Genomic DNA, 11,820 nt, shown 5'->3' with positions numbered 1-11,820 from the left:
AGACCCTCCCCAACCCCTCCCGCAAGCGGGAGGACTGAGAAAGAGAAGGGGCGGCCGCACCGTCGTGCGACCGCCCCAACTCTGGTCGAGAAGTACCTGAAATCAGGCGGCTTCGTCGAAATCCTCGTCGCCCATCACCGGACCCGAGTCCTGGCCCTTGGCCGAAACGTCGCGGTCGACGAATTCGATGATCGCCATCGGTGCCGCGTCCGAAGCGCGCGGGCCGGTCTTGATGATGCGGGTATAGCCGCCGTTGCGGTCGGCGTAGCGCGACGCGAGCACGTCGAACAGCTTCACCAGCTGCGCATCGTCGAGCAGGCGGGCATGGGCGAGACGGCGGTTCGAAAGACCACCCTTCTTCGCCAGCGTGACCAGCTTTTCGACGTAAGGACGCAGTTCCTTCGCCTTGGCGACGGTGGTGGTGATCTGCTCGTGCTTGATCAGCGCAGCCGACATGTTGCGGAACAGCGCGGCGCGATGGGCCGAGGTACGCTGAAGCTTACGACCGCCGTACTTATGGCGCATGATATCTTCCTTCGTTCGTTAAGGGGCCGTCTTACGGAACCCCAGACCAGGCAGCACTTGGGGTGGCTGCCCATTGACCCTTCTTCCAGGAGGCCCACCGCGGCAAAGCCGCGGCGTCAGACGGAGCCTGCGGCCCCGCTGGCCGGGCTGGCGTCGTCTCCGGGTTAGCTCGCGCTAACCCGGTGCGACTTAGCCCATAATCTCCTGCTCGAGCTTCTTGGCCATCTCTTCGATGTTCTCAGGCGGCCAGCCCGGGATTTCCATGCCGAGGCGCAGACCCATCGACGACAGCACTTCCTTGATTTCGTTCAGCGACTTGCGGCCGAAATTCGGGGTGCGCAGCATCTCGGCTTCGGTCTTCTGGACCAGGTCGCCGATATAGATGATGTTGTCGTTCTTGAGGCAGTTGGCCGAACGGACCGACAGCTCGAGTTCGTCCACCTTCTTGAGCAGATAGCGGTTGATCGTCGCGGTGTCGCTGCTGCCTTCCGACGCAGTCGACTGGGCGGCGACGCCGACCGGCGCGCTGCGGGTGATGGCCGAATCGTCGAAGTGGACGAACAGCGCCAGCTGGTCCTGCAGGATGCGCGCGGCATAAGCGAGCGCATCTTCCGGGGTGACCGTGCCGTCGGTCTCGATCGACAGGCTCAGCTTGTCATAGTCGAGTTCCTGACCGACGCGGGTATTCTCGACCTTGTAGCTGACCTGACGGACCGGCGAGTAGAGCGCATCGACCGGGATCAGACCGATCGGCGCATCCGCCGGACGGTTCGCACTGGCCGGGACATAGCCCTTGCCGGTGTCGGCGATGAGTTCCATGTTCAGCGTCGCGCCATCGTCGAGATGGCACAGCACCAGTTCCGGATTCATCACTTCGATGTCGCCCGAGACAGCGATGTCGCCAGCCTTGACCTCGGCCGGGCCGGTTGCGCTCAGCTGGAGGCGCTTGGCACCTTCGCCCTGCATGCGCAGCGCGATCTGCTTCACGTTGAGGACGAGATCGGTCACGTCCTCACGCACGCCGGCGAGCGAGCTGAACTCGTGCAGCACGTTTTCAATCTTGATCGACGTCACCGCCGCGCCCTGGAGCGACGAGAGCAGCACGCGGCGCAGCGCGTTGCCGAGCGTCAGGCCGAAGCCGCGCTCCAGCGGCTCGGCGACAAACGTCGCCTTCCGCTTGCCGTCACCGCCCTTTTTCTCAAGGCCGTTCGGCTTCTTCAGTTCCTGCCAGTTCTTTGCGTTGACAGACACAGGCTTCCCCTGGGTTGGGCGGGACAGGGGCGGTCCCGCCAGGATTGGAGCCGCCTCCAGCCCGGACCCGGCTTCCCGAGGCCGCGACGGAGGCGGAAAGTCAAATCAGACGCGGCGACGCTTAGACGGGCGCACGCCATTGTGCGGGATCGACGTCACGTCGCGGATCGACGTGATCTGGAAACCGACCGCCTGCAGCGCGCGGAGCGCCGATTCGCGGCCCGAACCCGGACCCTTCACCTCGACCTCGAGCGTGCGGACGCCGTGCTCGGCAGCCTTGCGGCCAGCGTCTTCGGCAGCGACCTGCGCGGCGTACGGGGTCGACTTGCGCGAGCCCTTGAAGCCCATCATGCCGGCCGACGACCAGCTGATCGCATTGCCCTGGGCGTCCGTGATCGTGATCATGGTGTTGTTGAAGCTGGCGTTCACATGGGCGACGCCGGCGGTGATGTTCTTGCGTTCGCGACGGCGAAGACGCTGCGGTGCTTGTGCCATTATTCAGTAATCCTTCGAAAATCGAAGCAGGCGGGCCGTTGCGAAACGGCCCAGCGGCTTACTTCTTCTTGCCAGCGATCGGCTTCGCCTTGCCCTTGCGGGTGCGGGCGTTGGTGTGCGTGCGCTGACCGCGAACCGGCAGGCCCTTGCGGTGACGCAGGCCGCGATAGCAGGCCAGATCCATCAGACGCTTGATGTTCATCGCGGTCTGGCGACGCAGGTCACCCTCGACCGTGTGGTCGGCGTCGATGGTTTCGCGGATCTGCAGCACTTCCGAATCAGTCAGGTCCTGCACGCGACGCTCAACGGTGATGCCGAGCTTTTCGGTGATTTCCTTGGCCTTTGCCGGGCCGATGCCGTGGATATACTGAAGCGCGATCAGAACGCGCTTGTTGGTGGGCAAGTTAACGCCCGCAATACGTGCCATGAACCAAATTCTCCCAGCTCCACGGGGCGTGCATGGCAGCAAGCCCCATCTCGTCGCGTTGACCCGAAACGCATGCGCGCGGCAGACGTGCACGCACGCTGCCGTTAGCCGGTGTTTCGGAAGATGGGCGACATATTGACCGCGGCCCGCACTGTCAAGCGCAGGGTCGGGGTAAAAGTTCGGTTCGGATGCCATACACCAAAGCGGGGCTGCGACCAAGCGCTGAGGGTCGCGGCGATGGCCCTATTCGGCACGCTCCGCCGCAGCCTTCAGCCCCGGCATCTGCGCGGCGATCACGCCGTCGACCGGGGCGGCAAGGGCGGTGAGCCCGACGGGGTGGAAGCCGCCGACGACATAGGTGACGGTCAGCGCGGTCCCCTGCCCCTCCGGCTTGAGCGCGAAGGTCATGGTCGCGGTCACTGCGCCACTCTGCAGCGGTCCGAAGCCGCCCGACAGGCGCAGCGCCTTGCCGCGCACGGCGTAGAGCGTACGGCCATGTTCGACTGCGCCGCCATCCAGCTTCTCGCACCAGCAGCCGCCGGGGCGCGTGTCCCAGCTGAGGTTGGCGGCATTGCCCGAATAGGTGTGATCCTTGCTCCACCACAATGCCGGCTTCGCGATGGTGTCCCACACTTTTTCGGGCGGGGCAGCGATGACGAGCCGGTGGGTCGAGACGAAAGCGGTGGCGTCGGACTGGGTGAGCTCCGCTGCTGCCGGGGAAGCGCAGAGCACCAGCGCCGTTGCAATGATCTGTTTCATATCACCGCTCCACCCTCAGCCCGCCGCAGGAACGGTTGCCACTTGACATAGGACAGGCTGCGCCATGCCCATTCGAGCGGTCCATTGGCAAAGCGTAATACCCACAGATTGGCGACCAGCACGCACAGTGCGATCACGCCGGTCGCGATCCAGAATTGCGTCGCCCAGCCGAACTTGCCCCACAGACCAAGGCCATAGGGCGCAAACAGGATGTGCAGCCCGATGATCTGTTGCAGGAAGTAGAGCGAGAAGGCGGTGCGCCCGCACGCCTTGAACGGCGCGAGGATGCTGCGCCCCGCCGCCGCCTTGAACAACAGGTTGATCAGCGCGACATGGCCGATGCTGGTGGCGATCCGCGCCGCTTCGGCCGTGATCCAGATCGTCTTGGGATATGGCGCGAAGCTGCTGATCTCGAGCGCTCCGAAATAACGCGCGGTCAGGCCGAAGCCATAGGCGCACGCGAGCAGCACGGCATAAAATCGCGCACTACGCTGGCCCTGGATCACGCCCCATTTCCACAGCGCGATGCCGATCAGCATCACGCAGAACGCCTCGATCACCATGACCAGAAGCAACCCCTTGCCGATGAAGAAGCCGATCCAGTTGCTCCACATATATTGGGCATAGGGAAGCCAGCCGCCGGCATAGGCCTGACGCTCCTTCGCCCGTTCCTTCTTCGTCTCGGCATTGGGTTTGAAGCGGTCGAGCTTCGTCTGCCACTCGGCCAGTGCCTTTTTGTGGTCGGCGGAGAGCGCCGCCCCTTGGGCCTGTTGCGCCTGGGCCGCCTCGACCCGCGCGACCAACGCGGTGCGCCCGCTATACTCGATCGCGCCGGTGACCGCGGTGAACAGCGCGAACAGACAGCCGAGCCCGAGCAGCACGCGCGGGCCGAGCAGGCGGAAGGGGAAGAGGAAGAGCGAGGCCAGCGCGTAGGTGGTGAGGATGTCGCCGACCCACAGGACGAGAAAGATGTTGAGCAAGCCGAACAGGAGCAGCCACAGGGTGCGGCGCATGAAGAGGTCGGCGACCGCGACCGGCCCGTCGGGGTGCATCGCCCGTGCCGTCAGCACCATGAAGCCGGCCCCGAACAGCAGCTCCAGCACCCCACGCTGGGTTCCCTCGAGCAAGGTCTGCACCCAGATCCAGGTCGTGCGATCCGCCGCGGTCCAGCCGATCGCCCGAAAATCCCCGAACAGCGCCGTCACCGACGATGCCTGAAAACTGATGTTCATGTAGAAGATCAGCAGGATCGCGAGCCCGCGCAGCACGTCGAGGATCTCGATCCGCGCGCGGTCCGCGACCGGTGCTACCGTTGCATTGTCCACCACGACTCGCCCCCGCCCCGTGAAGGTGCGAGGGTGAGCCGTGGCCGATCACCGGTCAATTCATTTCGCGGGCGGCGTGTCCTTGCCCATGTGGCGGTCGAGGAAGTTGAGGATCGTCGTCCACAGATGCACGCTGATCCCCGGTCCGGCGACGCGGTGCGTCTGGCCAGGATAGAGCATGGTTTCGAACGGCACCGCCGCGCCCTGCATCTTGGCCATCATCACGGTCGAATGCTCGAGCACGACATTGTCGTCGGCCATGCCGTGGATCAGCAGCAGCGGATCGGTGATCTTGGTGGCGTCGGCGACGGTGTTCGCCTTGTCATACGCCGCCTGCACCTGGCGCGGGTCGCCCATATACCGCTCGGTATAATGGGTGTCGTACAGTTCCCATTTGCTGACCGGCGCGCCGGAGATGCCCGCGGCGAAGGTGCCGGGTGCGGCCTGGAGCATCTTGAGCGTCATATAGCCGCCGTACGACCAGCCATAGGTGGCGATGCGGTTCGTATCGACGAAATCGAGCGACTTCAGATACGCCGCGCCGGCGAGCTGATCCTCGACCTCGACCCCGCCCATCGCCTGATAGAGGTGATCCTCGAACGCCTTGCCGCGATTGGCCGCGCCGCGATTGTCGAGCACGAACCAGATATAGCCGCGATCGACCAGATATTGCTGGAGCGCGCCGCCCCAGGCGCGGCTCACCTGCTGTGAATGCGGGCCGCCATAATGGTGGAAGAAGACGGGGTATTTCTTGCCCGGCTCCAGCTTTGGCGTGATCATTTCCCAGTGCAGGACGGTGCCGTCGGCGGCTTTGATCGTACCGAACTGCTTCTGCCGATGGCTGGCGAGATAGGGGGCGTAGGGGTGGTCCCCGGCGACCTTGTTCTCGTTCACCCAGGCAATGCGCTTGCCCGCGGCGTCGGTCAGCATGACCTGCGCCGGCTGGTCGCTTTTCGAGCGGGTGAGAATGATCTTGCTCGCCGTGCCGTTGGCGCTGGCACCGTGCCACCAGCCGGGTTCGGTGATGCGGGTGACGACGCCGGGCTTGTTGAGGTTCACCGTGTAGAGGTGGCGTTCGAGCACGCCGTCCTTGTTGCCGGTGAAGGTGATGCGGCCGCTCGCCTCATCCACCCCGACGATGTCGGCAACTTCCCATTCGCCCTTGGTCAGCTGCGTCCACTTGCCAGCCTTGAAGCGGTAGAGATGGCCATGGCCGTCGCGTTCCGACCACCAGATCAGGCTGCCGTCCTTCATCGGGTGATAGGCGTCGGACAGGTTGACCCAGCTGCGTTCGCCCGACTTCTCGCTGAACAGCACGCGCGACGCGCCGGTCGCCGGATCGACCGCGAGCATGTCGAGCACCGTCTGCGCGCGGTTCTGGCGCTGGACGAGTAGGGTCTTGCCATCGGGCGTCCAGTCGACGCGGGCGAGGTAGATGTCGGTTTCGGTGCCGAGGTCGACCTTGACCCGGCCCGACCCGTCCGGGTTCATCACATAGAGATCGACCAGCACGTTGGCGGTGCCCGCCTTGGGATAGCGCTGGTCGTAGATCTTCGTGCCCTCGGCACCGATCGCGGCGCGGCTGACGATGCCGACCGGGCTTTCGTCGAAGCGCTGGACGGCGATGCGCGTGTCGTCGGGCGACCACCAATAACCGGTGCGGCGGCCCATTTCCTCCTGCGCGACGAACTCGGCCTCGCCGAAATAGACGGTGCCCCTGCCCTCGGTCGTCGCCTTGACCTCCTTGCCGGTCGCGAGGTCGAGCACGACGAGATTCTGGTCGCGCACGAAGCTGGCATAGCCGCCGCGCGGGCTGATGACGGGATTGAGCTCACCGCCCTCGGTCGCGGTCAGGCGGCGGACCTGGCCGTCGAGCGTGGCGAGGTAGAGGTCGCCATCGAGCGGCACGAGGATCGACTTGCCATCGGGCGCCCAGTCATAGGCGACGATGCCCTTGCTCCCGCCGATGCGCGCGCGCTCGCGCTGCATCTTCTCGGCTTCGGAGAGTTCAGCGCCGGTGCCGATCTTCTTGCTGTCGACCAGCATGCGCCATTGGCCGGTGGCGGTGTCCATCGCCCACAGGTCGAAGCGCTGACTGTCGTCGGGGCGGTTGCGCAGCACTGTGACCAGCGTGCCGTCGGGCGACAGGCGCAGCGCGCGCGGGGTGGTGCCCGCCAGATCGGGGCTGGCGAAGACGCGCTCCAGCGTCAGATCGCTGCCCGTCACCTGCTGTGCCTCAACCGGCATCGCCACCCCTGCCGACAGTAACGCCATCGCACCCAGTGCCGCTTTCCACATCCTGTAACCCGTCCATCGTTTTCACTGTGCCCCCGCCTATCGAGCTTCCGGCTGGCGAGGTAAAGTCTCACCGGCAACCGTTTCGCTCAGCACATAGCGTGGCCCGGTGCCGCTGGCCGCCGCTTCATCGTCGGGATTGTAGAGGCTGCATTTTTGGAGCGAAAGGCAGCCGCAGCCGATACAACCGTCCAGCTTCTCGCGCGTGCGCTCGAGCAGCGCGATGCGGCGGTCGATCTCAGCGCGGAAATGGCGGCTGATGCAGTTCCAGTCAGCGGCAGTCGGGGTGCGCCCGTGCGGCAGGCGGTTCAGCTCCCCCGCAATCTCCTCGATCGTCAGACCCAGTTTCTGCGCGATCAGTGCGAAGGACAGACGGCGGATGTCGGAGCGCAGGAAGCGGCGCTGATTGCCGCTGGTGCGGATCGGCGCGACCAGCCCCTTCCCCTCGTAAAAGCGGATCGCCGAAACGCTGAGCCCGGTGCGCGCCGCCAATTCGCCGATCGTGAGCAATTCGTTGCCGCGCATTTTCCGTTTGACCTCAACTTAAGTTGAGGTTGTAGCGGGATCGGGCAGTCACGCAAACCGCAAAGGAACCGCGATGCCCAAGACCTTTATCGAACACGCCAATCTGACCGTAACCAACCCCGCACGCACCGCCAGGCTGATCCAGCATCTGTTCGGATGGCATATCCGCTGGCAGGGCCCGGCCCGCGATGGTGGCACATCGATCCATGTTGGCGACGACCGCAGCTACCTCGCGCTCTACGCCCCGCCGGTCGAGGGCGAGCGGCGCTATCCCAAGGGTCAGCCGCTCAACCATGTCGGCTTCGTGGTCGACGATCTCGACGCGGTGGAGGCAAAGGTCGCGGCGGCGGGGCTCAAGCCGTTCGGTCATGACAATTATGAACCCGGACGGCGATTCTATTTCTTCGATTTCGACGGGATCGAGTTCGAGATTGTGAGTTACGGGTGAGGCCGTTCTTAGCCCTCTCCCGTTCTTCACGGGAGAGGGTTGGGTGAGGGTCTTCTTTTTCTGCCTTCCGCGCGGCGGGTTGGAAGGAAGAAGAAAGAAGAAGACCCTCCCCTGTCCCTCCCGCAAGCGGGAGGTGTTTAAGAAGAGGGGTTAGCTCCGTCCCGCCCGCACCGCACACAGGCTGAGCATGCGGGTGGCGATCTCGCGTTCGCCGACCACGACATCGCCCGCCCCGCGCGCTTCGAGATGCTCGACCTCCGCGTCCGAATGCGCGCGCGCGACGATTGCGATGCCCGGGTTGAGTTCGCGCGCTGCCTGGACGACCGCGCCGCCCTCGAACCCATGGGGAATTGCGATCAGCAGCTTCGCCGCGCGATCGACCCCGGCGGCCTTGAGCGCTTCGGGGTCGACGCCGTTGCCGCGCACCACGTCGAGCCCTGCGTCCTTGGCGACCTTGGCGATGTCCGCCTGATCCTCGATCAGGATGAACGGTCGCTTCTTCGCCAACAGGTCGCGCGCGATCAGCTTGCCCACCCGGCCATAGCCCACCAGCACGATGTGGCCGGTGCGGTCGCCGGTATCCAGTGGCGGCTCGATCGGGTCGGTCTGCTCCTGCCGACGCGGAACGAAGGCGTTGAAGATGAACGGGTTGGCGAGGATCGAAAGGAGCGCGCCCGCCAGCACCAGATCGCGCCCTTCCGGCCGCAGAATCTGAAGCGACACGCCCAGCCCGACCAGGATGAACGAGAACTCGCCGATCTGGGCGAGGCTGGCGGCGGCCGTCACCGCGATCCGATGCGTACGACCGAGCGCGCGGACGATAGCATAGGCGACCAGCGACTTGCCGACCACGATGATCAGGAAGGTCGCGATCAGCGGGAGCGGCTGCTTCACGATCACCTCCGGATTGAACAACATGCCGACGGAGACGAAGAACAGCACCGCGAACGCATCGCGCAGCGGCAGTGTCTCCTCGGCCGCCTGACGGCTGAGCTGGGTTTCGCCCAGGATCATGCCGGCAAAGAAAGCGCCGAGCGCGAACGACACGTCGAACACCACCGCGGCGCCAAATGCGACGCCCAGCGCGATGGCGAGCACCGCGAGGCGGAACAGCTCCCGCGATCCGGTATGCACCACCCAATGCAGCGCCATCGGGATCAGCCGCCGTGCGACGAGCAGCATGACGACGAGGAAGCCGGTCACCTTAAACCCGATCTGCGCCAGCGGCACCAGCAGCGCGCTCCACGTCATCGGGCCGTCGCTCTTCACCACCTGCGCCAGAACGGGCAGCAGCACCAGCGCGAGCACCATCACCAGATCCTCGACGATCAGCCAGCCGACCGCGATCCGCCCGCGTTCGGTATCGACGATGCCGAACCCCTGCAGCCCGCGCAGCAGCACCACCGTGCTCGCGACCGACAGGGCAAGGCCGAAGACGAAGCCGGCGAGCGGGTCCCAGCCCAGCATCCAGGACAGACCCATGCCCATCACCACCGCCGACGCGATCTGGCCGATTGCTCCAGGCACCGCGATCTTGCGCACCGCGAGCAGGTCGCGGAGCGAGAAGTGCAGGCCGACGCCGAACATCAGCAGGATGACGCCGATCTCGGCCAGTTCGGCGGCGAGGTCTCCGTCAGCGACGAAGCCGGGCGTGAACGGCCCGACCATGATCCCGGCGAGCAGATAGCCCGCGATGGGCGAAACCTTCAGTCTGTGGGCGATCGCCCCCATGATGAAGGCGATGACGAGTCCGGCCACGATCGTGGCGATCAGCGGTGTGTGGTGCATAGGCTGGAAGCTGTCCCAATTGTGGCCCGGACCGTAACGTGCGGACCGGGCAGTGCGTTCAGCCGCTGGTGCCGCCGATCACGAGCGCTGCAGCCGCCGTGCTGGCCGCCAGTCCGCTCCAGACGATTGGCGCAAACCACCAGGGCTGCCGTTTGTCGTGCGCATTGTTCATGACATCTCTCCTGAAACTGCGCCGAAGCGCGAACGGCGAATGTCAGACGAGAGGTGGCGCGCGCGGGCTGCCGACACGCGGCGGGTGGGACGGGCTGATGGAGGCAGCGACGATGCCGGACGGTCGTGCGTCGACGGCGTCGGGGGCCGGGACGATCAGTGCCGGCGCGATGCTTGGGAACGTCGCGTCACCGGCTCCGACCACCGCATCGGGATCGGGACGGACCTCGGGCGCAACGATCCGCGGCGCGGGGCGCAGCGGGCGAAGCGCATCGACCGTGGTCGCCGGGTTGAAGGCCGAACCGACCGCCACGGTGCGCGGCGGGCCGCTGCTGAGCAGCGACGAGGCCAGTGCGACGAGCAGCGCAATCCACAGCGCCGCCGCCCGGAGTGGCCGGGCGTCTTTGGCGGCGAGGGCGGCGGAGCGAGCTGTCACCCGACCAACTTAGTGTCGCAGGGCCCGGAATCAAACGGGGCGCGGAAGCTTTCGCCCCGCGCCCCGCGCTTGTTCCTGCCGGAAGCCGATTATTCGGCGGCTTCGGTGGTCTTGGCCGGACGCGGGTCGCGGCGCTCGGCGATACGTGCCGACTTGCCGGTACGACCGCGCAGATAATAGAGCTTCGCACGACGCACGACGCCGCGGCGGACGACTTCGATGCTGTCGATGTTGGGCGAATAGAGCGGGAAGACGCGCTCGACGCCCTCACCGAACGAAATCTTGCGGACGGTGAAGTTGCTGCCCATGCCCTTGTTGGCGCGGGCGATGCAGACGCCTTCATAGGCCTGAACGCGGGTGCGCTCGCCTTCGACGACCTTCACGCCGACGCGGACGGTGTCGCCGGGACGGAATTCGGGGATCTTCTTGTCGGCGGAGAACTTCGCGACGTTCTCGGCCTCGATCTGCTGGAGCAGGTTCATGGCTCTCATTCCTTTTCGCGCCGCGCGCCAGAGGGAGACTGGACCCGAGCGCCCTCATGGCGCTCCCAAAGATCCGGCCTCCTTAGCCGTGTATCGGTCTCGGCCTGGTGCTTGCGCCAAGCGTTGATCCGCGCATGATCCCCCGATCGCAGCACTTCGGGGATCGTGCGCCCTTCCCATTCGACGGGTCGGGTGTATTGCGGATATTCGAGAAGGCCGCTTTCGAAGCTTTCCTCGACTCCGCTGGAAGGCGCGCCCATTACGCCGGGAAGCAGCCGAATGCAAGCGTCGAGGAGCACCAGCGCGCCCATCTCCCCGCCCGACAGCACATAGTCACCGATCGACACCTGCTCGATCGGCCGCGCGTCGAACAGTCGCTCGTCAAACCCCTCGAACCGGCCGCACAGGATCGACACGCCGGGACCGGCGGCGAGTGCGCGCACCCGGTCCTGCGTCAGCGGGGCGCCGCGCGGCGTCATCGCCAGCATCGGGCGGTCGTATCCGACGGAATCGCAGGCGGCGGCGAGGATATCGGGCTTGAGCACCATCCCCGCCCCACCCCCGGCTGGCGTATCATCGACGGTGCGGTGCCTGTCGGTCGCGAAGTCGCGGATCTGGACGGTGTCGAGCGACCATTTGCCCTCGCTCAGCGCGCGCCCGGCGATGGATGCGCCCAGCGGGCCGGGGAACATGTCCGGGTAGAGGGTCAGGACGGTTGCGGCGAAGGTCATCGGGTCCAGTTTTCCACTTTGAGACCCGGCACATCGGCGAAGTCACGTTCGTTGTTCGTCACCAGCAGCAACCCGCGCGACCGCGCATGTGCTGCGATCAGCCGATCGAAGCTGCGCCGCCGCACGCCGACCTGTCGCACGATATCGGCATAGTCGTCGGCA

General features: G+C 65.7%; 14 protein-coding genes. 1 reads left to right on the top strand and 13 read right to left on the bottom strand.

Annotation, left to right across the window (positions count from 1 at the left end; translation table 11 throughout):
- Positions 1-102: 102 nt before the first annotated feature.
- The 8 genes from rplQ to soxR all read right to left on the bottom strand — a co-directional run bounded on the left by rplQ (position 103) and on the right by soxR (position 7,602).
- The gene (gene rplQ / locus AX681_RS07645) at positions 103-525 is read right to left on the bottom strand and encodes a 50S ribosomal protein L17 (protein WP_066659976.1); all 423 of its coding nucleotides are present in this window, start codon (positions 523-525) and stop codon (positions 103-105) included.
- Positions 526-714: 189 nt separating this feature from the next.
- Entirely contained in the window at positions 715-1,776 is a 1,062-nt protein-coding gene (locus AX681_RS07640; RefSeq protein WP_066659977.1) for a DNA-directed RNA polymerase subunit alpha, read from the bottom strand.
- 105 nt (positions 1,777-1,881) lie between these two features.
- The gene (gene rpsK / locus AX681_RS07635) at positions 1,882-2,271 is read right to left on the bottom strand and encodes a 30S ribosomal protein S11 (RefSeq protein ID WP_066579261.1); all 390 of its coding nucleotides are present in this window, start codon (positions 2,269-2,271) and stop codon (positions 1,882-1,884) included.
- Positions 2,272-2,329: 58 nt separating this feature from the next.
- Positions 2,330-2,698 (bottom strand): 30S ribosomal protein S13, encoded by a 369-nt coding sequence (rpsM, locus tag AX681_RS07630; RefSeq protein ID WP_066659980.1) that lies wholly within the window; start codon positions 2,696-2,698, stop codon positions 2,330-2,332.
- A 243-nt stretch (positions 2,699-2,941) separates the two neighbouring features.
- A complete protein-coding gene (locus tag AX681_RS07625) occupies positions 2,942-3,457 on the bottom strand; it encodes an SRPBCC family protein (RefSeq protein ID WP_066659983.1) in 516 nt (171 codons plus the stop codon).
- Complete coding sequence (locus AX681_RS07620) at positions 3,454-4,782, bottom strand: DUF418 domain-containing protein (protein ID WP_231734885.1); 1,329 nt, start codon at positions 4,780-4,782, stop codon at positions 3,454-3,456. The genes AX681_RS07625 and AX681_RS07620 overlap by 4 nt, the downstream gene beginning before the upstream one ends.
- Before the next feature lie 60 nt (positions 4,783-4,842).
- Positions 4,843-7,080: a S9 family peptidase gene (locus AX681_RS07615; RefSeq protein WP_066659989.1), complete on the bottom strand. Its 2,238-nt coding sequence runs from the start codon at positions 7,078-7,080 to the stop codon at positions 4,843-4,845.
- 36 nt (positions 7,081-7,116) lie between these two features.
- A complete protein-coding gene (gene soxR, locus AX681_RS07610; RefSeq protein WP_066659994.1) occupies positions 7,117-7,602 on the bottom strand; it encodes a redox-sensitive transcriptional activator SoxR in 486 nt (161 codons plus the stop codon).
- A gap of 73 nt (positions 7,603-7,675) precedes the next feature.
- Between soxR and AX681_RS07605 the strand changes: the two genes are divergently transcribed.
- On the top strand, positions 7,676-8,050 hold the full coding sequence (locus AX681_RS07605; protein ID WP_066659997.1) for a VOC family protein: 375 nt from the start codon (positions 7,676-7,678) through the stop codon (positions 8,048-8,050).
- Positions 8,051-8,200: 150 nt separating this feature from the next.
- On the opposite strand, the gene ybaL is transcribed toward AX681_RS07605, so the two are convergent.
- From ybaL to AX681_RS22410, 5 genes are all read right to left on the bottom strand, one after another.
- Complete coding sequence (gene ybaL, locus AX681_RS07600; RefSeq protein WP_066660000.1) at positions 8,201-9,838, bottom strand: YbaL family putative K(+) efflux transporter; 1,638 nt, start codon at positions 9,836-9,838, stop codon at positions 8,201-8,203.
- Between the two features lie 214 nt (positions 9,839-10,052).
- Entirely contained in the window at positions 10,053-10,445 is a 393-nt protein-coding gene (locus AX681_RS07595; protein WP_066660007.1) for a hypothetical protein, read from the bottom strand.
- Positions 10,446-10,534: 89 nt separating this feature from the next.
- On the bottom strand, positions 10,535-10,927 hold the full coding sequence (rplS, locus tag AX681_RS07590) for a 50S ribosomal protein L19 (protein WP_066660010.1): 393 nt from the start codon (positions 10,925-10,927) through the stop codon (positions 10,535-10,537).
- Between the two features lie 5 nt (positions 10,928-10,932).
- Positions 10,933-11,658 carry a tRNA (guanosine(37)-N1)-methyltransferase TrmD gene (gene trmD / locus AX681_RS07585; protein WP_066660013.1) on the bottom strand — a complete coding sequence of 242 codons (726 nt, stop codon included), beginning with the start codon at positions 11,656-11,658 and terminating at the stop codon, positions 10,933-10,935.
- Positions 11,655-11,820: PIN domain-containing protein (locus AX681_RS22410; RefSeq protein ID WP_331709996.1), on the bottom strand; the 166-nt coding region annotated here is incomplete at its 5' end. The genes AX681_RS22410 and trmD, both read right to left, overlap by 4 nt.

Source organism: Sphingomonas sp. CCH9-E2 (genome assembly GCF_001557215.1).
In the GTDB taxonomy this organism is placed as follows: domain Bacteria; phylum Pseudomonadota; class Alphaproteobacteria; order Sphingomonadales; family Sphingomonadaceae; genus Sphingomonas.
This window is presented reverse-complemented; position numbering and strand designations above follow the sequence as displayed.